The sequence below is a fragment of the Thioalkalivibrio versutus genome, assembly GCF_001020955.1.
GTDB classification, from domain to species: Bacteria; Pseudomonadota; Gammaproteobacteria; order Ectothiorhodospirales; family Ectothiorhodospiraceae; genus Thioalkalivibrio; species Thioalkalivibrio versutus.
Genome location: NZ_CP011367.1, coordinates 341,227 through 364,535 on the forward strand (window position 1 = coordinate 341,227; position 23,309 = coordinate 364,535).

The following is a 23,309-nucleotide window of genomic DNA, read 5'->3' on the forward strand; positions in this document are numbered from 1 at the left end:
ACTGTGTCGGACCCCGAGGAGGGGGAGTGGCCGCCGCACTTCGGGAGGGGGGGTTATCCACAAAAGCTGTGGATAACTCTGTGGGTGAATCGGTATGAACATCCCTAAATGCTTGTTACTGCTAAGGGCTACTTGGATTGGGCAAAAATCGACCATATCCATTTAATATAGGGAAAACAGCGAGTTATGATCGCTATGTGAAACCGAGTGCGCGCTGTGTGTGCTAACCGGGGTTTGACCCCGGCCCTTGTGGGTAGTTTGTACAGGAAACGTACAGATTTCGGGTTTCAATCCTGGCCCGGTGGGTGAGCAACAAAAAAAAGGTTCATCGAGCATTACCGGGGAAGGCTGCGCGGATTTTGAGGAAGAAGTATTCCTGGTCGCGATAGCCATAGGCCCGACGCTTGATGACCTTGATCGTGTTGTTAATGCCCTCGACGACGCTGGTGTTCAGCCGGTGGCGGCAGCGCGAGACGATGCCGGGCAGGTAGGGCTCCAGCAGGCGTGCGAAGCGCTGCAGGGCCTGGATTCCACTCTCGTGCGCTTGCTGCACCCATTGCCGCCACGCCTGGTGCGTCCGCTCGGGGCTGCGCTGGAACCACAGTCTCTTGAGTTCGTCGCGTAAGAGGTAGACCGTCAGTAACGCTTGGTTGGCCTGCAGCAGCTCGTCCAGGTGCACCGCCTGGCCGGCGTTCAACGATGCCCGGTTGCGCAACAGCAGCCAGCGGCTGGACTTGATCACTCGTCGAGCCTGTCGGTCGTCGCCCAGGCGCTTCGCCTCGTCGACACGCACCCGGTCGATCACCTCGCGGCCGTACTTGGCGACCACATGGAACAGGTCATAGACGATCTCGGCGCGCGGGCACTGCGCCCGGATCTCGAGCTCAAAGGCCGTGGTCATGTCGATCGCCACCGCCTCGATGCGCTCGCGCACGCCTTCGGGGAGCTGCTCGAAGAAGGCCCGCGCGGTCTCGCGCGAGCGGCCTTCACCGACCCACAACACCTGGCGCCGGATCGGCTCGATCACCACGGTCGCGTAGCGGTGCCCCTTGTGCAGGGCGAACTCGTCCATCGCCAGATAGCGGATCGACGCCCAGTCCGGCTCCGGCAGCGCAGCCGCCAGTCGATGCCGGTCCACCGTCTTCACCGTGTGCCAGCCCAGGCCATAGAACACGGCCACGGCCTGGATACTGGCCGAACGCAACAACTGACTGCAGGCATCCGCCAACCGGTTGGTCAGCCGCTGATAGCGCCCCAGCCAGCTCAGCCGCTCCAACTGGGGACCGCCGCAGTGCTCGCACCACACGCGGCGACGCGGCACCACCAGCACCACCCGGTACTCGAACAGGGGAAGATCCCGGACCCGCCGCAGCGTCGTCTCGTGCACCTGCCGGGTCCGATGACCGCAGCGTTCGCAGTGCATCCACTGCCGCGTCGGCTTCAGGTGCAACTCCAGCGTGCCGCCGGCCTCCTCCGGCCAAACCGCACGCTCCAGCCGATAGCCTTCCCAGCCGCCCAGCTTCTGCAACGTCTTCTTGTCCAGCATCGCTCCCTCCCGTGTCCTTCCTGGCTCCACGCGAGACTACGATGCCCTTCAGCGGTCGAACACCTCCCCGGTATCCTTCGATGAACCAAAAAAAAACCCGGCACCGCAAAACGGTGGCCGGGTTTCGGTTACGGGGCCCGGTGTCCGGGCCCCGCGAGTGGGGCGGGTCGACTAGCCGAGGGCCTTGACCGATGCCACCAGCTCGGCGGCCACCTTCTGGCCGTCGCCGTACAACATCTGGTTGTTGTCGGCATAGAACAGGTGGTTCTCGATGCCCGAGAAACCGGAGCCCTTGCCGCGCTTCACGCAGATGACGTTGTGCGCCTGGTCCGCGTTGAGGATCGGCATGCCGTAGATCGGCGAGTCCGGATTGGTCCGGGCCACCGGGTTCACGACGTCGTTCGCGCCGATGACCATGGCGACATCCGCGGTCTTGAACTCCTCGTTGATCTCGTCGAGGTCGAAGATGATGTCGTAGGGCACGCCGGCCTCGGCCAGCAGCACGTTCATGTGCCCGGGCATGCGGCCCGCGACCGGGTGGATCGCGAACTTCACGTCCACGCCGCGCTTCTGCAGCAGCTGGGTGAATTCCCAGATCTTGTGCTGTGCCTGTGCCACGGCCATGCCGTAGCCCGGCACGATGATCACCTTCTCGGCAAAGGCCATCATGATCCCGGCGTCGTTGGCCTGGATCTCCTTCATGGTGCCCTCGATCGCTTCCTCGGCACCCCCGCTGCTGCCACCGAACTGGCTGAACAGGATGTTCTTGATCGGGCGGTTCATCGCCTTGGCCATCAGCTGCGTGAGCAGCGTACCGGCCGCGCCGACGACGATACCGGCGATCATCAGGGCCGGGTTGTCGAGCACGATGCCCTTGAGGCCGACTGCCAGGCCGGTGAGGGCGTTGTACAGCGAGATGACCACCGGCATGTCGGCGCCGCCGATCGGCAGGGTCATCAGGATGCCGAAGGCGAGCGACAGGACGAAGAACAGCAGCAGTGTGGCCGAGCCGATCTCGCCGCCGCCGGTCGCCAGCATGAAGCCGAGGATCACGGTGATAGCAAAGATGGCGATGTTCACCACCTGCTGGCCCGGGAAGTGGAAGGTCTTTTTCATCAGGCCCTGCAGCTTGGCGTAGGCCACCAGCGAGCCAGAGAAGGCCACCGCACCGATCAGCGAGCCGGTGGTGGCGATCGCGAGGCCGGTATTGGTGACGCTTTCCGGGGTGGCCTGCAGCAGGTAGATCGCGCCGATGCCGGCCGCGGCGCCGCCGCCCATGCCGTTGTACAGCGCGATCATCTGCGGCATGTCGGTCATGGCGACCTTCTTGCCGCTCCACCAGGCGAGACCGCCACCGATGACGATACCCAGGACGATCAGGGTGTAGTTCACGCCCCCGGAGACCTCCGGATGCACGAAGGTCACGAGCGTGGCGAGCACCATCCCCACGCCGGCCCACATGATGCCCGGCCGCGCGGTGGTCGGCGAAGACATCTGCTTGAGGCCGACGATGAACAGGACCGCCGCCGCAAAGTAGGCGAGGTTGATAATCAGACTCATGCGTTATCTCCCTTCTTGTCGTCCTTCTTGCTGGTCTTGAACATCTCCAGCATGCGTTCGGTGACGACATAGCCACCCACGGCGTTGCCCGCGGCCAGGATCACGGCGACAAAGCCGATGGCCTGTTCCAGCGGGGTCGTGGCGTGGCCGAGTGCGACCATGGTCCCGACCAGCACGATGCCGTGGACGAAATTGGAACCGGACATCAGCGGGGTATGCAGGATGACCGGGACCTTGGAGATGATCTCGTAGCCGGTGAAGGCCGCGAGCATGAAGATGTACAGCGCGATAAAGCCTTCGATGATCATGATTGAGCTCCCTTCAGGGCCTCGCGGGTGGCCTCGTGCACGATCTCGCCATCGCGGGTCAGCACGCTCTTGGCGATGACCTCGTCATCCCAGTCGGGCTGGAATTCGCCGCCTTCGGCGATCATCGGCGTGAGGAAATTCAGCAGGTTCTTGGCATACATCTCGGAGGCATGCAGCGGGACCTGCGAGGGCACGTTCAACGGGGCATGGATGATCACGCCCTTGTGGTCGTGGGTCTCGCCGGGCTTGCTCAGCTCGCAGTTGCCGCCACCTTCGGCCGCCAGGTCGATGATGACCGCACCCGGCTTCATGCCCTCGACCATGATCTTGGGGATCAGCTTGGGTGCATCGCGTCCCGGGATCGCGGCGGTGGTGATCAGCACGTCGGCCTTGGCGATGTACTCGCCCAGGGCATCCTGCTGCTGCTTTTTCTCTTCCGCGGTCAGTTCGCGGGCGTAGCCGCCCTCGCCCTCGGCGGAGACGCCTAGATCGAGGAACTTCGCGCCCAGCGACTCGACCTGCTCCTTGGTGGCGGAGCGCACGTCATAGGCCTCGACCATCGCGCCCAGGCGCTTGGCCGTGGCAATCGCCTGCAGCCCGGCCACGCCGGCGCCGATCACGATGACCTTGGCCGGGCGGATGGTGCCGGCCGCGGTGGTCAGCATCGGGAAGAAGCGGCAGGACAGATCGGAGCCCATGATCGCGCCCTTGTAGCCGACCACGGCCGCCTGCGAGGACAGCACGTCCATGCTCTGGGCGCGCGAGATGCGCGGGATCAGCTCCATCGCGAAGCTCAGGATCTTGCGCTCCTGCATCGCCTTGACCACATCCGGGTTGCGGTGAGCGTGGAACAGGCTGACCACGGTCGAGCCTTCCGGCAGCTGGTTGATCTCCTCGACTGTCGGCGGTGCCACGCGGACCATCAGATCCGACTGGCCGTAGGCGGTCTCGGTGTCGACCACGGAGGCCTTCTCGTAGGCCGCATCCGGAAAATGGGCCTCGGAACCGGCACCCTTTTCCAGCTGCACCGTGATGCCCATATCGCTGAACTTGGCCGCTACCGACGGATCCAGGGCCACGCGGCGCTCGCCACTGGCGGATTCCCTGGGAACGGATAATTTGATTGCCATGCGCTCTCTCCCCGGGCCAAGCGTTCCCGTATTCCCTATGGGACGATCAGCCGCGCTCGCGGGTGGTGAAATCGGATGCGGCACGCGTGATTCGGGCGTGCCGCACAAAAAACGACCCGCGAGTGTAGCGGATCCGGCCTCGTGCTTAAACCGTGTCCACCCTCGTTGCCGGGCCCGTCAGGTTGGGCGAGCTTACGATACCGCGGGTCATGGCGTTGTAATTGCTTTGTTCCTGAAGGCTGTTTATTGTTTTTCGGGTATCGAAGGCGGCATGGATTTGTTCACCCGTACGCCGCGTGAGCAAATCCGTGTTTCCTTGAGACGGGACGGGGTCATGTTGCCGAATGAGCATCAGGTCCTGCGCACGGATGCCGCGGGCATGCCGCTGGAGTGGATCGGCCTGGAGCAGGCCGTGCGCCTCTATTACACCGAGCAGGTGGCCTACACCTGTGGCAGCCCGCTATATCGCATGCGCGGCGGCATCAACGCGCGCACCGGGTTGCAGTCGCGGGTCGAGGTCAACTCGATCATCGCCACTCACGGCACCCGCAAGTCCCGCTTCAACGACTACATCCCCCCGCTCAATAACACCACCCTGTTCCGCCGCGATGCCCACCTTTGCCTCTACTGCGGTCACGCGTTCCCCGAACGCGATTTGTCCCGCGACCACGTGACCCCGATCAGCCAGGACGGTGAAGACACCTGGACCAACGTGGTCACCGCCTGCAAGCGCTGCAACAACCACAAGGCGGGGTTCACGCCGGAAGAGGCCGGGATGCAGTTGCTCGCCATCCCGTTCACGCCCACCCACGCGGAATACATCTTCCTCAAGGGCAAGCGCGTGCTGGCCGACCAGATGGAGTTCCTGCAGGCGCACTTCCCGCGTACCAGCCCGTTGCGGGGTCGTAGCGTCTGATCCGTCCCGGGCGCGCGCCCACTCGTGCCCGCGGGTATCCTTGGCGTGTGAACCAAAGCGACGCTCCGTGACTCCGACAGGGAGTCACCGTCCCCCATGCCTGCAAGGAGCCCCATGAAGTATTTCGGAGAAGCGGATTATCGCCATGGCCAGGCGCGCGGCGTCGGCGTTTTGCTGACCAACCTGGGGACGCCGGACGAACCCACCGCGCCCGCCTTGCGGCGTTACCTGAAGGAGTTCCTCTGGGACCCGCGCGTGGTCGAGGTCCCGCGACCCATCTGGTGGCTGATTCTGAACGGCGTGATCCTGAACATTCGGCCCAAGCGCTCGGCGGCGAAATACGCAACCGTGTGGACCGACGAGGGCTCGCCGCTGCTGGCGATCTCGAAACGCCAGGCCGCCGGTGTGCGCGAGCGCCTGGCCGCGCAGGTCGGCGAGGATGTCCCGGTCGCCCTGGGCATGCGCTACGGCAACCCGTCCATTGAATCCGGCCTGGACGAATTGCGCCGCCAGGGCGTGCGTCGTGTGGTCGTATTGCCGCTGTACCCGCAGTACTCGGCCAGCACCAATGGCTCCACCTTCGATGCCGTGGCCGACGTGCTCAAGGGCTGGCGCTGGGTGCCCGATCTGCAGTTCATCGCCGCCTATGACGCCCAGCCCGGCTACATCGAGGCCCTGGCCAACAGCGTGCGCGAGCACTGGCAGGCGCATGGTCAGGCCGATCGCCTGATGATGTCCTTCCACGGCATCCCCAAACGCTACCTGCTGCAGGGCGACCCCTACCACTGCCTGTGCCACGCCACCGGGCACAAGCTGGCGCAGGCGCTGGGGCTGAACGACGACCAGTGGCAGGTCACCTTCCAGTCGCGCTTCGGTCGCGAGGAATGGCTGCAGCCCTACACCGACAAGACCCTGGAGGCCTTGCCGGGGCAGGGCGTGCGCTCGGTGGACGTGATCTGCCCCGGTTTCTCGGCGGATTGCCTGGAGACCATCGAGGAGATCGGCGACGAAAACCGCGAGATCTTCACCGAGGCCGGCGGCGAGCGCTTCCACTACATCCCGGCGCTGAACGACCGCGCCGATCATCTCGACTTCCTGGCCGGGCTGCTACAGCAGCACCTGGCGCCGTGGCTCGACGATCCGGACAACGCCCCCGAGGCGCGTGCGGCTGCGCGCGAGCGCGCGCTGGCCATGGGTGCCAAGCAGTAGATCGGCGATGGATCGACCCACGATGGACGGCCAGGGATCGCACACGATCGAGATCGGCGCCGTGATCATCGGCGACGAGCTCCTGAGCGGGAAACGCCGCGATCGGCATCAGGCGCACCTGACCGCGGCGCTGGCGGAAAGGGGGCTGGAACTTGCGTGGATCCGTATCGTCGGTGATAACGCCTGCCTGCTGACGCAGACCTTCCGCGAGACCCTGGCCAGCGGCGCCGAGGTGTTCAGCTTCGGCGGCATCGGCGCGACCCCGGATGATCGCACCCGCGCCTGCCTGGCCGAGGCACTGGCCCAGCCGCTGGCGCCTCATCCCGAGTTCATGGCCATCCTCGAGGAGCGCTTCGGTGCCGACGCCTGGCCCCACCGCGTACGCATGGCCGAGCTCCCCGAGGGGGCCAGCCTGATCCCGAACCCGGTCAACGGCATCCCCGGCTTTAGCTGTGCGCAGCATCACTGCGTACCCGGTTTCCCGGCCATGGCCGAGCCCATGGCCCGCTGGGTCCTGGAGCAGCGCTTCCCCGACCGCGATGCGGCGGCGGGCGCCGTGGAAGAGGTCCTGCGCCTGGAGAATGTCACCGAGAGCCGCCTGGTCCCAGTGCTCGAGGCCATGGAGGCCGCGTTCCCCGACCTGCGCATCTCCTGTCTCCCGCGCATGGACCGCCAGGCGCCGCAGGTCGAGCTGGGCCTGCGCGGCCCCCGCGCCCGCGTCACCGAGGCCCAGGCCGCCTTGCGCCAGCACCTGATCGCCGGCGGTTTTCTGGCGTACTAGTCTGCAGCCTCCTGGCAGGGCAACGGTGCTATAAAGCCCTTGCGCACCCCGGCGTTCCCGGTATATATCCTGTGGGGAAGACGCTGATCTGGGCGTCTGCCTGACAGGCGCCCGCCTGCGCGCCGCGATCGCGGCCCGAATGGAAGACCCGAGTACGTGAACCTGCCTGCCCTTGGCCCCGAATGGCTGGAAGCCGCCGAGACCGCCGCGCCGACCCTGGCGCCGGTCGTGGCCGACTCCTCCTCCGAATTTTGCGCGCCCGACGGCTGGCTGGATGCGCTGGCGCGCGAGCATCTGCTCGTCTGGCCCGATTTCCAGCCGCCGGAGATCGTCGACGCCCTGCGAGAGGAGGTCTATGCGCTGCGTGATGCGGCGCAACTGGCGCAGGCGCGGATCGGCCGCGCCGGCGAGCGCCATCGGGACCGGGCGACCCGCGGCGACTGGATTCACTGGCTGGATGGCGCGAGTCCCGCGCAGCAGGCGTTCATGGCGCGCCTCGACGAGATTCGTTTGCAGGCGAGCCGGGCGCTGATTCCGGGTTTGTTCGAGACCGAGTCCCACTTCGCCCTCTATCCGCCTGGCACGCACTACGCCCGGCACGTGGACGCCTTCCAGGCCGGCAACTGCCGCCGCCTGTCGCTGGTGTTCTACCTGAACCGTCACTGGCGCGAACGCGACGGCGGCCAGCTCGCAATCTACGACAGCGAAGGGCGCGAGATCCGCCGCATCCAGCCACGCGCGGGGACGCTGGTGATGTTCCTCAGTCAGACCGTACCCCATGCCGTCCTGCCTACCCGCCGCTGGCGCGCCAGCATCGCCTCCTGGATGCGCATCCGCGATCTGTCGGGCCCCCTCGCCAGCCTCGACCGCTTCTGACGGTCCTGGTTGCCTGAGGGGGCACCTGCGCGGCGGACCGACGCCTGCCGAGTTCTCGCCGAAATCGCAAGGCGACCCCGCCCATTCGCGACGCGGGTCGGGTCGCTTGTTTTGGCGGGAGCAGCGGCGGTGGGACCGGACCGATGAGCCTTGCCGTGACGGATGCCCCGGTCGATTCGGCCAGCCGGGTGGTGGCCCGCTTTGTCCATATCGAGCTATAGCCTTCCGACGGCGAACGCATTCGCATCGATCTCGGTGCAGGCGATTCGTTCGCGAGATCGATTTTCTCGCGTTGCAAGGCAAAGACTCCGCCCCCCCGTTCGGGGACGCAGAAGTCTTGGCAGCCGGGTGCACGGTGGCCCTGACCTTCAAGGCCGGCGAGACGACGGAATTGAATCCCCCGGACAGTCTAGTGTCGGCCGTCCGATTGGGGCACTTCCCTGTGCCAGCCAAACGACAAGGGGCGCCGTGAAAACCCGGCGCCCCTTGTCGTTTGTGGAGATCGAATGTTGCTGGGTGCCTTGGTCGGTTAGTTCCCGGTATCGTCTTCGTCGGCGTGGCGAGCCTTCAGTCTCTCGGCGGCGGTTTGGGCGGCCGTGGTACCCGGGTAATAGTCGCGCACGTACTCGATTCGTGCGCGGGCCTCGTCTGCGTGCCCGGCCGCGGCGGATCGGTCGGCGATCTCCAGTTCGATGCTGGCCAGGTTCTCGCGCATACGGGCCAGGCGTGGGGCAATCGACTCCGCGTACTCCGACATGGGGTAGTCGTTGAGGAAGGCGGCAAGCTGGAGGAAGACCTGGCGGCCCTGTTCGCTACGCTGCTTCGGCGGCGCGGACGCGGCCCGGTTCCATGTTCCCAGATGCGCGAGGGCACCGAGATACGCGGCGTAGTCGATATCCGGATGATCCGGGTTCTCCTGGCGGATGGTATCGGTGAGGTTGCGGGTGCGCGCGAATTCCCCGCGCTGCAGGCATACCCGGGCGACCGACAGGCGGACGTCGACCGAGGCGGGTGCGTCGGCAGTGTCCAGCGCACTGTAAGCCGCACGGCAGTCTCCGCGTTCCAGGGCATAGCGGACATCCTCTGGCGGGGGTTCGGACCCGGTTGGCGGGGTGGTGGCGCACCCCGCCAGAATCAGGCCGAACAGCGCGCTGGCGGTTAGCGCGGCAGGCCGGAACCGGCGGGGGGTTATCGGGTTTTGTTCGGATTTCACGGGGCTGATCCTGCGGTCCATAGATACCGTCCCTGATCGTCACGGCGAAGATTGTTTTCGAGCAAACGCTGAATGGCGGCATCCGCGTGGGCGCGCGGGTCCAGCACAACCCGCGCATCCATGCCCGGGGGATCCGTACGCAGGTCCAGGCGAATCGTGCCGGTGATTCCCAGTTCGGCATCCGGGGCGGCATCCAGGTCGATCCCCAAGCGCTGGTCCTCTTCGCGCAGGGTGGCGCGTTGCTCGCCCAGGGGCAAGGGACGGGGGAGTCCCGCGGCCGCTTCCTGCCAGTTGACCCGCCCCGCGGCCTGTTCCACCGTTCCGTCCCGATGGATCCGGAGGTGCAGTCCGCTGGTCTGCAGCCGGCCGTCCAGAACCAGGGGGATGCCCGTGTCCCACTGATGCAAGGCAGCCGCGGGCAGAGCCCCTTCGAGCCCGGAGAGTTGCACGCTGTCGAGGCCAAGCCGGAGCGCTCCCCGGAGTTCGCCGCCGCCGGGTGGGGTCCAGAGGATGTCGGCGCCCAGCCCCCCGCGCAGAAGCTCGCCGGGGCGCACATCCCAGCGCAGCTGGCCCAGCGGCCCCACCGGTGATTGAACCCCCTCGACGCTACCCTGCCAGAGCGAACCGTGCACCCGTTCCCAGGTGATTGTGTCCGGCAAACCGGCCCACCGCTCGGCACCCGCCAGCGCGACGGAAGCGGGTGCGCGTACGACCAGCGCAAGCAGCAGGACGAGAACAAAAAGCGCCCCCAGCGAGAACCATGCAGGGCGATCCCGGTGGCGTTCATCGACGCGGTTGTCGGGGGCGACGGTCACGCTACGACTCGCGGGTCAGAAAGAGTTCGGCATTGATGTGCCCCGGTGCGACGACGCGTTCCAGCAAGATGCGTCCGGGCACGACGCCGTCTTCTTGTTCCAGTTCGCCGAGCCAGCGCATCAGGTCGCTGTAGGGCGCCCCCTCGAGGTGCAGGGTCACGCCGGTATCGCCAGGGCGCGCGCGTGCCAGGTACTCGCCGAGACCGAAGGCCCGCGCGGAGGCATCCACGTGGGCGATCAGCGAGCGGCCTTCAAGGTGCGGTCGTTGATTGTCCTGTGTCGGTTCGCGGCTGCGGGCGGCCGCGACCTCGGGGGCGTTGGCCTGCATCCAGGCCAGCTCCGCGCGCGCCTCGGCGAGTCGGTCGCGGGACTGTTCGCGGCTTTCCAGCAGGGGCTCGACGACGCCCAGAAACACCGCCGCGATCAGCAGGACCAAGCCACCTGCCAGCAGGATCCGTTGCTCGCGGGTCCGCAAGTCGTCCCAGTAGGCCTTCATGGTTGCTGCTCGATGGTCATGCGCGCCCGGACACCCTGCTCACCGGTTTCGGCCGAGACGATCCGCACACGCGCGGACATGGCCTCGCGCAGGGCCTCGCGCAACTGTTCCAGTTCCGCGATTCCGCTGCCCTCCAGTTCGAGCTCGAGGCGATCCGGGTCGCCCCGCAGACGCTGCAGGGTGAGGTCGCGCGGGGCGAGGCCCTCCATGATGCTGGCAAGGGCTTCGCCGAGGGGGTTGTGTACGGTCGGGGTCGACGCGCCTGGCGCGGCCTGCCCCAGCAGGCTTTCGAACTGACCCACGGGGTCGACCATGCGGGCCTGCGGCAGGGTTTCCTCGAACAGGGCCGCGATGTCCCGTTCGGTCGCCCGGTATTCTCGCTCGAGTTGCCAGGCCTCCAGCCACACGGACCCAAGCCAGACTGCCACCAGCACGAGCGCCAGTGCCGCCGGTGCGCGCCATGGTGCGGGAAGGGCGCCGAGTGAGGTCGGGCTTTCGGCGGAGGATGCGAAGTCGAAGGCTAGTGCAGTCCGTACGGCGCGCTGTAGATCGGATGGCGGCAGGCTCCCCGATTGCACCCCGGCCAGCAGGAGCTCGAGGACGTCGCCGGACCATTCGGGTGGGGGCTGGAGGGGTGCGCGTGGGTCGGGTTCGGCGGCCGGATCCACCACATGAACCGCAGCCTGGGGAGACTGCGTTTCGTCGGCGCTGGTGTCATCGGAGGCCGTGGTGGCGGCGGAGCGTTGTTGCAACCACCAGCTGGCAACTTCGCGGGGCATCGCGAGGGGTTCGGCCTCGGGCGAAAGCACGATGCTGCGGTGCGTTCCCGAGAACAGGAAGACCTGATCGCCCGGGTCCAGGCTTCGCAGGAGCGCAAGGTCCGGGATCATGTGCGACACGTGGATTCCATGCTCGCGAAGCCAGTCTTGCCAGCGGTCCAGATCCCGATGCGCGACCACGCCGGCCAGGGTCTCGGTACCGTGGCGAGGGCCGGCAACAATCCGGAGCTGTTCCAGATCCTCGCTGAGGCGGTCTTCCAGCGCGAACGGAAGCGCGCGGCGACGGACGCGGCCCGACTTCCCGGGCACGAACACCCGATGGAGAGGCGCGCGTTCCCCGGGGAGCAGCGCAACCGCATGGTCGTCCGCGGCGAGCAGGGCGCGCAGCTCGTCCGGTGCCGCCTCGCCCTGATCCGCGAGCGCGCCGTTCCTGCGCAGCCGCAGCCAGCGCAGCCGAAGCGGCGTGTCCGCGCCCAGCATCTCGGGCTCTGGCAGCTGGAAGAGGAACCAGTTCATGCGGGGTCCGGTGAGTGAAAGGCGTCTGCAGGCATCCGGCTTTCTTGTTCAGGGTTCGCAGGGGGCGTGTTCGCGAATAATGGTACGCCCGTTGGGGCCATCGAGGATCGCGCAGTGAAAATAATCCCGTCCGGCGATGCGGACAACCAGTTGTAGACGGAAATAGCGAATGTCGCGGCTCTGTTCGGTCGCCTGACCCAGCGCCGCGGTGGTGACGGGGTCCGGGGCGCGTTCCATGTCGATGGCGTTGTCCGTGCCCGGCCGGGCCACGACCCAGGGCGCCAGTGCCTGCCAGAGGTCCGGATCGAACCCGTGTACCTGAAGCAACTCCGACGCGAGGCGCATCGGGCGGTTGCCGCTGAGTCGGGGCGGTTCCAGGCCGCGGTATACCGGGTCGTCCGTTTCCGGGTTCATCCAGTCATGTACGGCGACCGCCAGGCGTTGGGCGTTACCCGACTGACCCTCGGTTGCCGCGAGGGCGTGCTCGATCAGGCCGGCGAAGGCCTCAAGGGGTGGGTCATCGGCGCGCCCGACGCTATTGAGGTTGAAGCGGCAGTGAAGGTTCTCCAGGCGGGCGCGCACGCCGACACCCTCTAACTCCAGAGGCAATGTCGGAGACGCGCAGCCGTCCCACGGCAGGTCGTCGTAGTTTGGCAGCCTTTCCAGCATGTGCAGGGCGACGGTTTCGGCCCCCTGGGTCAGGTGCCGCGCCCGATCCTGGTCCTGGATGGTGGCCGCGCGGAACACCTGCTGACTGTCGCGCATGGTCATGGTGACCGCCGTCACGCTGGCGATCGCGACCACCAGCAGGGCCGTGATCAGCGCGGCACCTGAATTCCTGTCCTTCACTGGGCCCCCGGCAGGGCAATGCGGCGCTCGACGGGTCCGAGTCCCGGAACGACCAGGCGGACGATCACCTGCGCCGGTCGGCGGTCGCCGCCATCCAGCGGCGGCCAGCTGTCCGTGACCTCCAGGGTGTCGCCATCGACAAAGTCGAAGCGGATCTCCAGTTCATCGCCCGTGTCCCGCGCCATCTGGCCGTTCGCCGTGGACGCTCGCCCGGCGTGTGCATCCCGGCCCAGAAACAGGCGCACCTGCTCGGATTCCGGCAGGGCACCGTCCAACACCGGCCAGGTAACCCGTTCCAGCCCCCGTTCACTGACTCTCCAGGCGACCCGCGCCAGACGGCCGTGTTCCCCGCTTCCCGCCCGTACCAGCTCCAGTTGCCGCGGGTCCGTGACCGGGCTGTAGCGCAGGGCGGGGAGGCGGTCGCCGTAGCCGTCGCGGGGGTGCAGCTCGATGCTGTGGCGCAGGTCGCGTTCCAGCACAGCCAGTGTGACCTGAAGCTCCGCCAGGCGCTGGCTCTGGGCCTGCGTGGCATGGTCCGCCATCAGCACGGCACGCAGTCCGCCGATGGCCAGCACGCCAACGGTGGCGAACACGGCCACGGCCACGAGCAACTCCAGCAGGGTAAAACCGCGCGCGGCGCTCGATGCGCATGACCGCCGTGCTGGCACGTCAGGGCAACGCATAGCTGGTCGCCTGGGCGAGGGGATGGTCGGGGTGGCCATCCAGCGGCCACACTCGGACCTCGATGCGGCGCACCGCCGGCAGCTCGATTGGGGCGTCGATGACCGTATCGGTGATCTCGATGCGGGCCTCCCATTCGCGGTCCGCGAGTGTGGACTGGATGCGCTGGGTGCCGACATCGACGCGCCGCAACCCGGCCTCGTAGTCGGCGAGCAGGTTGCTGGCCACCCATCCGGCCAGCGTGCGTTCCTGCAGGTAGGCGGTATTGCGCGCGTGTTCGCTGCCCGCCTTGATGAGGGCCCCGAGGGCGACGCCGAGCACCACCAGGGCAATCAGGACCTCGAGTAGCGTGAATCCGCGCCGGGCGCCGCGTGCCAGCATGGCTAGTTGGGCTGTGCCGGACGGGCCATCAGCAAGTGGCGGGGCTCGCCGCGTACCGGTGGCGGGTGTTCGAAGGCCTGGATGGGTTGACCCCGTTCGGCCCGGAGCACGAGACCGCTTTGCCCGTCGGGGTGTTCCAGCACCAGTTCAAAGGGTTCGATGTCGCCGCTGCTGCTGATGGCGATGCGGTTATGTTCCGGCCCTTCGCGGAGGCTGCTGCGCCGCCCGTCCACGTAAAGCCGTGGCTGCAGCCCGTGTTGCCGGAAGTCCCGCGGGCCCAGCGGCCCCCGCTCGATCGGTGTCCAGGTGACCTGGGCATCGTCGATCCACTGGCGCTCCAGGATGACCAGCCCCTCCGTGCCAATGCCGATGGACAGCGCCTGGCCGGTCAACAGGGTGTGTTCCCGGGCGAGTTCGATCTGGCCCGCCAGCTGGCGAGCGGTCTGTTCGAGGCTTCGGCTGCCCAGCTGGCTCATGGACAGTACGCCGATGCTGGCCACCACGCCGATGATGAACATCACGACCAGCAGTTCGAGCAGGGTGAAGCCGGTGGGGCATGCGCGGCGGGTCGCCATTGGCGTCCTCAGAACTCGTCCATGTTCCAGTTGCCGATCTCGCCCTCGATGCCCTCGCCACCGCGGCGGCCGTTGGCGCCATAGCTGAAGACGTCAAAGTCGCCATGTCGCCCGGGGTGCAGGTACTGGTACGGGTTGCCCCAGGGGTCGCTTGGCAGGCGGTCCATGTAGCCGCCCTGGCGGTACTGGGGGGCTTCCGGGCCGCTGCGCGGGCGTTCCACCAGGGCATCCAGTCCCTGGTCGGTGGTCGGGTACCGGAAATTATCCAGCCGGTAGAGATTCAGGGCGCTTTCCAGGGTGCGGATATCCTGCTTGACCTTGGTGATCCGGGCGTCGTCCGGGCGATCCATCACGCGAGGGACCACGATGGCCGCAAGGATGCCGAGGATGACCACCACCACCATGATCTCGATCAGGGTGAAGCCCCGGGTACCGCGGAATCCGGTACGCGCAAGGCAGGCAGAGCGCGGTTCTTGCATGTTCAATTCACCAGCTGGTTGAGTTCGAAGATCGGGAGCAGGATGGCGAGGACGATGACCAGGACGATGCCGCCCATGGTCAGGATCAGCAAGGGTTCGAACAGCCCCATGCTGATACTGATGCGGGATTCGACCTCCTGTTCCTGGGTCTCGGCGGCCCGTTCCAGCATCTCGGTGAGCCGCCCGCTGGACTCGCCGCTACGGATCAAGTGTACGGTGATCGGCGGGAAGTATCCCGTCTCTTCCAAGGCCTGACCGATGCTGCGGCCCTCGCGGATTCGCAGCGAGGCATCCTCCACCGCGGCGCGCATGGGGCGGTTGTCGATGACCTCGGCGCCGGTGCGCAGCGCATCCAGGAGCGACACCCCGCTGGCGGACAGGATGCTGAGGGTGCGCGCAAACCGGGCCGTGTTGAGCCCCCGGACCAGGCGCCCCACGAGCGGGAGGCGCAGGACCAGCCGGTCGAAGCGCATGCGCGGCCCGGGTTTGCGCAGCCAGTGGGCCAGCAGTGCCACGAGCACGCCCAGGGCGATCAGCGCGTACAGGCCATAGGTTCGCAACAGATCACTGGTGCTGATCAGCATGCGGGTCAGTGTCGGCAGCTGCTGGTCCAGGCCCTCGAAGACCTGGACCACTTCGGGCACGACATAGACAACCAGGCCCACGGTCACGCCCAGGGCCACCAGGGTCAAGATGACCGGGTAGATCAGGGCGAGCATGACCTTTTGCCGCAACGCGTGACGATTCTCGAGGTATTCGGCCAGGCGCTCCAGTACCAGGTGCAGATGCCCGGAGGCCTCGCCGGCCGAGACGGTGCTGCGGTAGATCTCGGGGAACGCGCGCGGGAACGCGCCCAGCGCCTGGGCCAGCGAGTGCCCCTCCATGACCCGGGTGCGCACGGCACTCAGGATGTTGCGCACCTTCTGCTTTTCGGACTGGCGTGCGACGGTCGCCAGCCATTCCTCCACCGGCAAGCCGGCGCGCGCAAGGGTGGCCATCTGGCGTGTCGCAAGCGCGAGATCGAGGGCACCGATGCTGCCGGCCCCGCCGCGTCCCGAGTGGGTCCGGGTACCCCGGGTGGCGGCCGAGGATTCGCCGATCTCGAGCAGATCCAGTGGGGTCAGGCCTTCGCTGCGCAGCTGGGACCGGACGCTGCGGGCAGTATCCCCCTCGGTTACGCCCTTGCGGGTTCGGCCGGCTGCGTCCAGCGCCTGGTATTCGAAGGCCGGCATGGCCCTAACCCGCCTCGGTGACGCGCAGCATTTCCTCAAGGCTGGTCGTGCCGTCGAGAACCCGCCGGCAGGCATCGGCACGGAGACTCACGCTGTTCTCGCGCGCGGCCCGGACCATGGCCTGTTCACTGGCGTTGTCATGAATAAGTGTGCGCAGGCGTTCGTCCACCTCCACCAGTTCATAGATACCGGTACGGCCCCGATAGCCGAGGTCGTTGCAGCTCGGACAGCCATTCGCACGGTAGAGGGTGGGAGGTTCCGTTGAAGCGACGCCCAGCAGCTCGCATTCCCTTGGCGATGCCGGGTGGGGTTCGCGGCAGTCCTTGCAAAGGACTCGTACCAGCCGCTGGGCGAGAATCCCGTTCAGGGTGGAGGAGAGCAGGAAGGGCTCCACACCCATATCGCGCAGGCGCGTGATGGCCCCGATCGCGGAGTTGGTGTGCAGGGTGGAAAACACCAGGTGACCGGTCAGGCTCGCCTGCACCGCGATCTGGACGGTATCGACATCGCGGATCTCGCCGACCATCACGACATCCGGGTCCTGGCGGAGGATGGCCCGCAGCCCGCGGGCAAAGGTCATGTCGATACGGCTGTTGATCTGGGTCTGTCCGATCCCGTCGAGGTAGTACTCGATCGGGTCCTCGACGGTCAGGATATTGCGGCTGCGGTCATTGAGCCGGGTCAGCGCCGCGTACAACGTCGTCGTCTTGCCCGACCCGGTCGGGCCGGTGACCAGCACGATCCCGTGCGGCCGCGTGACAATCCGTTCCAGGGTGTCACGGGTATCCGGATCCATGCCCAGGTGGGTGAGGTCGAGGCGACCGGCCTGCTTGTCCAGCAGTCGCATCACCACGCGTTCTCCGTGGCCCGAGGGCAGGGTGGAGACGCGCACGTCCACCGCGCGACCGGCGACCCTGAGGGAGATGCGTCCATCCTGCGGCAGACGCTTCTCCGCGATGTCCAGCCGTGCCATCACCTTGATGCGCGAGACGATGATCGAAGCGAGCCCCGCGGGCGGGGTCAGAATTTCGCGCAGGACGCCATCCACGCGCAGCCGGACGGCCAGGCGGCTCTCGAAGGGCTCGATGTGGATGTCCGACGCGTTTTCCCGTACCGCCTCCGTCAGCAGCGCATTGATGAGCCGGATAATCGGGGCATCGTCTTCGGCCTCCAGGAGGTCCTGCGGCTCGGCGAGGGATTCCGCCACGCTCGACAGGTCGAGGTTGCCATCGAGTTCCTCCATCGATTGCATGGCCCGCGAGCTGGAGGATTCGTAGCGCTCGCGCAGGCGCTGCTCGAAGGTCTTGTCATCGACGGTTTGCAGGTTCAGCGGCTCGGGGCTGCGCCGGCGCAGTTCCAGGAGCCCTTGCGGATCGGCGTCGTGGCGCAGGAAGATCTGGCGTTGGCCCTCGACCAGATCCCCGGGCACGGCGCCGACCCGGCGGGCGAAGGTGTAGCTCACCGCGAACGTACCCGCCACCGGCGTCCCGGGCGTGTTCGGGACGTCCGGCACGTGTTCCCGGGTCGCCCCCGCGCTCATGGTCTGGGGTCCCTCGGCCATTCAGTCGCGATGGCCATGGACATCTTCGAAGCTGGGCGGGAGCTGGGTGAGGCGCTCCCATTCCGGCAGGACCGGGCTGGCGCGCTGCTGGGTGCGCGCCTGCTCGCGCAGTTGCTCGCCGCGAATAAAGCTGTACTTCTCGCTGGTCAGCTCGGCACCACGGGCGCTGTCCCGGACGATGCGTGGATGCAGGAACACCATCAGGTTTCGCTTCTCGGTCTGGTTGCGATCCGCCCGGAAGAGCCGTCCAATCCCGGGGATGCTTCCCAGGCCGGGGACGCGCGCCTCGCTGTCGGTTTGCTGTTCTTGAATCAGCCCGCCGAGCACCAGCATGTCGCCGTCATCGATCAGGACGTGGGTCTTGAGTGTCCGGGTATTGGTAATGAGGTCGGCGGCGTCGGAAGTACCCGGCGCCAGCTGCGAGACCTCCTGTTCGATCTCCAGGCGTACGGCATTGCCCTGGTTGATCTGAGGCCGCACGCGGAGCTTCACCCCGACATCCTCGCGACGAATCGTGTCGAAGGCCTGGCCCGAATCCTCGATCGAGCGCCCGACGATGAACGGCACGTTCTGGCCCACCACGATCTCGGCCTCCTCGTTGTCCAGCGTCAGAAGACTGGGGGTGGACAGGATGTTGCTGGAGGTGTCGCGTTGCAGCATGTTGACCAGGGCTGCGATCCGTGTGCTTCCGGTCGACCCCACGCCCCCGGCGGTCAGGCCGTCCCCGATGTCCGGGGGAGAGGACACAGTCCCGTCCAGGAACCCTTCCACGCCCGCGGCGAGTTCGAGAATCCCGCGTGACCCAGGGCCGGAAAAGTTGAGGACCCCGACCCCGCTGTTCCCGATCGCGCCCCACTGCACGCCGAGATCCCGCACGCGATCCGACGAGACTTCCGCGATGACGGCTTCCACCAGGACTTGCGCGCGTCGGATATCGAGCTGCTCGACGATGATGTCGAAGTCGCGGATGAAGTCGGAGGGGCCGAAGGTCACCACGGCGTTTGTGGCCTCGTGTGCCTCGATATGGATCCCGCTTCCGCTCCGCGCGTCGGGGTCGACATCCGGACTTTTCTCGGCGATGTTGCGCAGCAGTTCGGCAACCTCCTCGGCACGCGCATACTTCAGGTAGTGCACGCGCGCGTTCCCTTCTTCCATCTCTCGGTCGAGCTGGGCAATGAGCCCGCGCAGGCGCAGGCGAGACTCCTCGCGCCCGGAGAGGATGATGGCGTTGCTGCGACGATCCGCCAGGACCTGGGGTGTGGCGAGCTCTCCCGTGCCCTCCCGTGCCAGGATCTGCAGTTGCTCGGCGAGTTCCCCGGCGCGGGCGTGCCGGAGCTCGATGACTTCGAAATCGTCCGCGAATGGCAGGTCCATGCGTTCGACGAGGGCGCGGATGCGATGCACGTTGCTGCGCGTATCCGAGATCAGCAGCGTATTGGGCTCGGTGGCCGCGGCGAGATGTCCCCCTGCCGGGATCAGCGGGCGAAGGACCGGAACGAGCTGGGCGGCGGCGACATGCCGCAACGCGATCACATGGGTGACCACGCTGCCGCCACGCACATCGGCGTCCATTTCTGGCTCGAGATCGAGGATCGCGGGAGCATCCATCTTGGCCTGGGCGTCGGGCACGATGCGCGTGGATGATTCGCCCGGAATGGCCGCGAATCCGTGGATCTTGAGGATGTCGTGGAACAGATCCATCAGCTCGTCCCGGGGCACGGGGCGGCTGGAAATGACCGTGATGTTGCCGCGCACCCGGGGGTCCACGATGAAATTGGTCCCGGTTTCCTCCGACACAAGATCGATCAGGTTGCTGATGTTGGTGTCGCGAAGATTGAGCGTCAGCTCGTCCGCTGCGACGGCCCCCGCTGCGCAGATCAGGGACAGTGCGAGGGCGCCAAGGCGGAGTCGAAGGCTCATTCGGTTAACTCGATGGTCAGCGGCAGGGTCTGCCCGTCACGTTCTATGGTGATGTTCACCCGGTCGGAGTCGCCGAGTCCAGCGAGGATCTGTTCGGGGTCTTCGATGTCGCGGACCTGCTGCCCCTGGACCGAGGTGATGATGTCGCCTTCCTGAAGACCGGCGCGTTCGAATTCGCGCTGGTTGCGCGTCGGGGTGACTCGAATCCCCAACAGGGCACCATCCCGCAGCACGGGCTGGGCGCGCAGCGAATTCATGGCGCGCTGCGGGTCGTCGAGCCAGCGGGATCGACTGATGTTGGCCGTGATCGGCGCCGGGGAGGCAGCGGCCTGCGATGGTCGCTGATCGGTATCGGAGCGGCTGCCATCGACTCGCAGTTCGTCGCCCCGCGGGAGTCGCAGTGTCTCCAGTCGACCTTCGCGCTCCAGGATGACCCGGTCCGCGCGTACCTGGTGCAGCGTCGCCAGCTGGTTCCCGATGGTGTCGCCTACATGGTAGAGCTCGACATTGGCCCCCCCTGCAGAAATGATCGCGCTGCCGTTGCCCTGGCCGGTCGCCAGAACGCCGAGGAGCTCCAGACTCAGGCGGGTCTCCGGCGCGTTCTCGACGGCCTGTGGGGCGGCTTCCCGAGAGGTGCCGAAGGGGGAGAATGCGGCACTTCGCGTATAGCCGGACCGCGGAGGGGCATCGGCTTCGGCAGACGGGTCGGGGCGACTGGCGGGTGCCCGTTCCGCGTGGACCGTGGTGCCGGAGGGGTATGTATACCCCGGAACGGCGATCGACCAGACCAGACCCGCGATCAGCCATGCCGTTACCGCCAGTAGCCCGGCACTGAGGATCCAGGGCAGGGGCAACGGTAAAAGTCGGGGCGAAGGTGGCATCGTCAATGGCGTTCGCGGGTTGTCTGCGTGTCTGGCCCCGGCGAGTCTCGCTGGGTCGAGTCGGATCGAGCCTCGCAAGGGGCCCCAGGGAAAACGGTGCCCTGGGAAACCCGGATTAATCGACACGCTCGCGTTGGGTGCCCCAGGTTCCTCGATCCTGCGTGGCTCAGCATGACGCGTTCGCCGAGCAGGGTCGAGTGCTGAGCCATGCGGCGTACGCTTTCCGGAGATTTCCCGCGCGCGGAGGCGCGAAGGTGTCGTGTCTCGCTATTACCAAGCCGATTTCTCCTGGTGGAGCCGACGTGGTTGATGTCGCCCGTGCTATCGGACCCGCCATCGCGTCCAGGAACAGAGGCTACGCCTGGTCTGGAAGTGGACGTCCGTCGTGACGACCCAGCGGGATGAGGTCCCGCCGGTGGAGGGGAGCTACCCGGACCGGCAGCTCCAGCCATCACGTTCGAACGCGGCCTGGTTGGCGGACATCACCGACGACATCAGCTTCTTCCGTAAGGAGTACCGCCACCGCCGCCGAAAATGGCTTCGGGGGGAATGCCGCAAGGACCTTTACGGGCAAGCTGGGATGGCCTTGGTCCCACTGTAGAGTTCGACATCCTTGAATCTGGGCTCGGAATCCTCAAGCGTTAACGTGACATCAAGTGAATCTCTGTCGTAACTAACGGGGAGGTTGAAGTCGATCACATATTGATATTCGAAGAGCAGGAGGGCTACTTTCAGAAGGGCCTGTTGGAGGTTGGCATCGCTCGCCGGCTGGTAGAACAAGCCGCCCGTGCCATCCGCGAGTCTTTTTAGTTCACTTTCCTGAATGAATGGGCCAAACCCGATGGTGAAGACAGGGATATCTACCCCTAGCGCCTGATCAATAGCGTCCCCCAGCGCAGCCTCCGTATCGTCAACAAAAGTATCTTCGCCGTCGGTCAAGGCGATGACGGCCTTCCTGTCGTTGGTGCCGCCTTCCGTTCCGAATCGCTCGATGGCTTCCTCGGTCGCGGCGTAGAACGCGGTATCTCTGTCGAGGCCGGGTGACGCTTCGATTGCGGCCTTCAGTATGTCCTTTTCGGAAGTGAATTCGGTCGTCATGAACTCGACGTCGTCGGCGTACTTGATGATATCCGCGTTATCGTTGGCTTTCATCTCGTTCACCAGCAACGTCGCGCCCGCCTCCATGTTGTCTACAACTTCGGGGAAGTCGGTGATGCTGCCGCTGTAGTCCATCGCAATGCTTAGAGATAGCGGGATGTAGGCGTCATTCTCGCCGACCTGTCGGACGTATATTGGGTCAAGCCCTTCAAGAATGAAATTCTCCTTGCGCAGGTTCCGAATCGGGAATCTCTCTTGGTCGGTGACGGACACAAAGGCTTGAGGGCCATTAACGGCGCAGGCATGGACCTGGTTGACGGTGACGTGGATCTCATCCACTTCTGCGTAGGTGCCTTCCACCCTGGCCAGGGTGCCCCCGACCGTGGCGACGTTGGGGGCATCGTTCTGCACGAACAAAGCGGTCTTGAACTCGCCGATTTCATCTGGATTGAATTCGACCTCAACGGTGCAGCTTTCACCGGGGGCGAGGGAAAATGGGGTTGGTGCGCAGGCGTTATTGTCACCCAAGTGGTCCAGCAGGGAAAACTGGTCGGCCTCAAACTGATCCAACATTATGTACCCAATGTTGGAGGATGTTGTTCCCTCGTTGCGGATAATGAACTTCCGAGGGAGTACTTGGTCCAGGTTGCCTTCCGTAATGACCCCGAAGTCGAAACGCTCCGGCACCACTGTGATCCCGGTGGCAGGCGCGTTGCCGCCCCCGCCCCCGCCATCGCCACCACCACCGCAGCCAATCAGGCCGATTGACGCCGCCAGCAGGGCTGGTACCAGGAGTCGGGACTTTCCGTATTGAAGCGTCATGGGTTTGTTTCTCCATCGATGGGCGGGGTGACCGGGTCGGTGCCCTGCAAGGGTTGCGGGCGCCGGGAACGGTCAGGCGGCAAGTGGGGTTGTCCGCCGGGAACCTGATCACGGAGAAAATCTAGTGGAACAACGAGAACTGGGTCCGTGCGGTGCCGAACATAGGCGACCCGCCCGTGCCAGAACCCCTGTCGTCCGGAGGGCTCCCTTCTGCCCAAGAATAGTGATGAATGAACGCCGTGGAAGGCACCCCGTTACCCCCTCGTTAACGCGCCGGGGTCCCGTGAATCGGGGGTCTATGCCGTTTAAGCAGATACTTGCGCGATATATCGCTTCGGCAGGCACTTGTTGTGTGCCTCCGCGGCGGCCCGATGGGCGCCCCCCCCCCTGCACGTGAATCTGCCTTTCCCGCAGCCCGAGTAGCTACTCATCACCGAGATCGTTCCGGCCTGCCTGCCGAGGCCGTCTGAGCCCGAGACCAACCGAACATGGCCGCCCCAATTCTGCCCAACTCGACGCATACAACCCCCTGCACTGTCATCCCGGCCGGAGCGAAGCGAAGAGCCGGGATCTCCCCCCGTCGGGGCAACCCCAGCCGCCGAGATTCCGGATAACTGCTACGCGGTTTCCGGGATGGCGAAGCAGGAGACGCGTGGAGCCCTGGGGCGCGTTTCGACCGTCGGGT

The 23,309-nt window shown here is 66.1% G+C and carries 22 protein-coding genes and 1 pseudogene; 5 read left to right on the top strand and 18 right to left on the bottom strand.

The genetic code is table 11. The features are described 5' to 3' along the window. Positions 1–325: 325 nt before the first annotated feature. The 4 genes from TVD_RS01600 to TVD_RS01615 form a co-directional block, all read right to left on the bottom strand. Positions 326–1,546 (bottom strand): ISL3 family transposase, encoded by a 1,221-nt coding sequence (locus TVD_RS01600; protein ID WP_047250638.1) that lies wholly within the window; start codon positions 1,544–1,546, stop codon positions 326–328. 171 nt (positions 1,547–1,717) lie between these two features. Continuing rightward, positions 1,718–3,106, bottom strand: coding sequence for an NAD(P)(+) transhydrogenase (Re/Si-specific) subunit beta (locus TVD_RS01605; protein ID WP_018938248.1), 1,389 nt, complete (start codon positions 3,104–3,106; stop codon positions 1,718–1,720). Then, a complete protein-coding gene (locus TVD_RS01610; protein WP_017942675.1) occupies positions 3,103–3,414 on the bottom strand; it encodes an NAD(P) transhydrogenase subunit alpha part 2 in 312 nt (103 codons plus the stop codon). Before TVD_RS01610 ends, TVD_RS01605 begins: the two co-directional genes overlap by 4 nt. After that, positions 3,411–4,544, bottom strand: coding sequence for an NAD(P) transhydrogenase subunit alpha (locus TVD_RS01615; RefSeq protein WP_038037866.1), 1,134 nt, complete (start codon positions 4,542–4,544; stop codon positions 3,411–3,413). Before TVD_RS01615 ends, TVD_RS01610 begins: the two co-directional genes overlap by 4 nt. Before the next feature lie 334 nt (positions 4,545–4,878). Between TVD_RS01615 and TVD_RS01620 the strand changes: the two genes are divergently transcribed. From TVD_RS01620 to TVD_RS15025, 5 genes and pseudogenes are all read left to right on the top strand, one after another. Further along, positions 4,879–5,460, top strand: coding sequence for an HNH endonuclease (locus TVD_RS01620; RefSeq protein ID WP_018168316.1), 582 nt, complete (start codon positions 4,879–4,881; stop codon positions 5,458–5,460). A gap of 114 nt (positions 5,461–5,574) precedes the next feature. Then, the gene (gene hemH, locus TVD_RS01625; protein WP_018144579.1) at positions 5,575–6,669 is read left to right on the top strand and encodes a ferrochelatase; all 1,095 of its coding nucleotides are present in this window, start codon (positions 5,575–5,577) and stop codon (positions 6,667–6,669) included. Between the two features lie 22 nt (positions 6,670–6,691). Next, positions 6,692–7,450 (top strand): competence/damage-inducible protein A, encoded by a 759-nt coding sequence (locus TVD_RS01630; RefSeq protein ID WP_047250639.1) that lies wholly within the window; start codon positions 6,692–6,694, stop codon positions 7,448–7,450. 156 nt (positions 7,451–7,606) lie between these two features. Then, positions 7,607–8,326, top strand: coding sequence for a 2OG-Fe(II) oxygenase (locus TVD_RS01635; protein WP_019627507.1), 720 nt, complete (start codon positions 7,607–7,609; stop codon positions 8,324–8,326). Positions 8,327–8,469: 143 nt separating this feature from the next. Continuing rightward, a pseudogene (locus TVD_RS15025) lies at positions 8,470–8,669 on the top strand (DUF4382 domain-containing protein); the annotation flags it as partial. Positions 8,670–8,855: 186 nt separating this feature from the next. Here the strand turns inward: TVD_RS15025 and TVD_RS01640 are convergent. The 14 genes from TVD_RS01640 to TVD_RS01710 form a co-directional block, all read right to left on the bottom strand. Continuing rightward, on the bottom strand, positions 8,856–9,539 hold the full coding sequence (locus TVD_RS01640; protein ID WP_156167484.1) for an outer membrane protein assembly factor BamD: 684 nt from the start codon (positions 9,537–9,539) through the stop codon (positions 8,856–8,858). Then, a complete protein-coding gene (gene gspN, locus TVD_RS01645) occupies positions 9,536–10,354 on the bottom strand; it encodes a type II secretion system protein N (RefSeq protein WP_047250641.1) in 819 nt (272 codons plus the stop codon). Before gspN ends, TVD_RS01640 begins: the two co-directional genes overlap by 4 nt. A 1-nt stretch (position 10,355) precedes the next feature. Then, on the bottom strand, positions 10,356–10,850 hold the full coding sequence (gene gspM / locus TVD_RS01650; protein WP_047250642.1) for a type II secretion system protein GspM: 495 nt from the start codon (positions 10,848–10,850) through the stop codon (positions 10,356–10,358). Continuing rightward, positions 10,847–12,145 (bottom strand): type II secretion system protein GspL, encoded by a 1,299-nt coding sequence (gene gspL / locus TVD_RS01655; protein ID WP_047250643.1) that lies wholly within the window; start codon positions 12,143–12,145, stop codon positions 10,847–10,849. Before gspL ends, gspM begins: the two co-directional genes overlap by 4 nt. A 48-nt stretch (positions 12,146–12,193) precedes the next feature. Continuing rightward, the gene (locus TVD_RS01660; RefSeq protein ID WP_047250644.1) at positions 12,194–12,994 is read right to left on the bottom strand and encodes a type II secretion system minor pseudopilin; all 801 of its coding nucleotides are present in this window, start codon (positions 12,992–12,994) and stop codon (positions 12,194–12,196) included. Beyond that, positions 12,991–13,677, bottom strand: a complete 687-nt coding sequence (gspJ, locus tag TVD_RS01665) for a type II secretion system minor pseudopilin GspJ (protein WP_082119056.1) — start codon at positions 13,675–13,677, stop codon at positions 12,991–12,993. The genes TVD_RS01660 and gspJ overlap by 4 nt, the downstream gene beginning before the upstream one ends. Beyond that, positions 13,664–14,056 (bottom strand): type II secretion system minor pseudopilin GspI, encoded by a 393-nt coding sequence (gspI, locus tag TVD_RS01670; protein WP_047250645.1) that lies wholly within the window; start codon positions 14,054–14,056, stop codon positions 13,664–13,666. The genes gspJ and gspI overlap by 14 nt, the downstream gene beginning before the upstream one ends. Positions 14,057–14,058: 2 nt before the next feature. Continuing rightward, a complete protein-coding gene (locus tag TVD_RS01675; RefSeq protein ID WP_047250646.1) occupies positions 14,059–14,631 on the bottom strand; it encodes a pilus assembly FimT family protein in 573 nt (190 codons plus the stop codon). Between the two features lie 8 nt (positions 14,632–14,639). Next, positions 14,640–15,110, bottom strand: coding sequence for a type II secretion system major pseudopilin GspG (gspG, locus tag TVD_RS01680; protein ID WP_047250647.1), 471 nt, complete (start codon positions 15,108–15,110; stop codon positions 14,640–14,642). Between the two features lie 2 nt (positions 15,111–15,112). After that, positions 15,113–16,342, bottom strand: a complete 1,230-nt coding sequence (gspF, locus tag TVD_RS01685; protein ID WP_047250648.1) for a type II secretion system inner membrane protein GspF — start codon at positions 16,340–16,342, stop codon at positions 15,113–15,115. Between the two features lie 4 nt (positions 16,343–16,346). After that, positions 16,347–17,903: a type II secretion system ATPase GspE gene (gene gspE / locus TVD_RS01690; RefSeq protein ID WP_047250649.1), complete on the bottom strand. Its 1,557-nt coding sequence runs from the start codon at positions 17,901–17,903 to the stop codon at positions 16,347–16,349. Then, a complete protein-coding gene (gspD, locus tag TVD_RS01695; RefSeq protein WP_047250650.1) occupies positions 17,904–19,823 on the bottom strand; it encodes a type II secretion system secretin GspD in 1,920 nt (639 codons plus the stop codon). It abuts the gene before it with no gap. Then, a complete protein-coding gene (gspC, locus tag TVD_RS01700; RefSeq protein WP_047250651.1) occupies positions 19,820–20,704 on the bottom strand; it encodes a type II secretion system protein GspC in 885 nt (294 codons plus the stop codon). The genes gspD and gspC overlap by 4 nt, the downstream gene beginning before the upstream one ends. A gap of 564 nt (positions 20,705–21,268) precedes the next feature. After that, positions 21,269–22,624, bottom strand: coding sequence for a VWA domain-containing protein (locus tag TVD_RS01710; protein ID WP_047250653.1), 1,356 nt, complete (start codon positions 22,622–22,624; stop codon positions 21,269–21,271). Positions 22,625–23,309 lie beyond the last annotated feature (685 nt).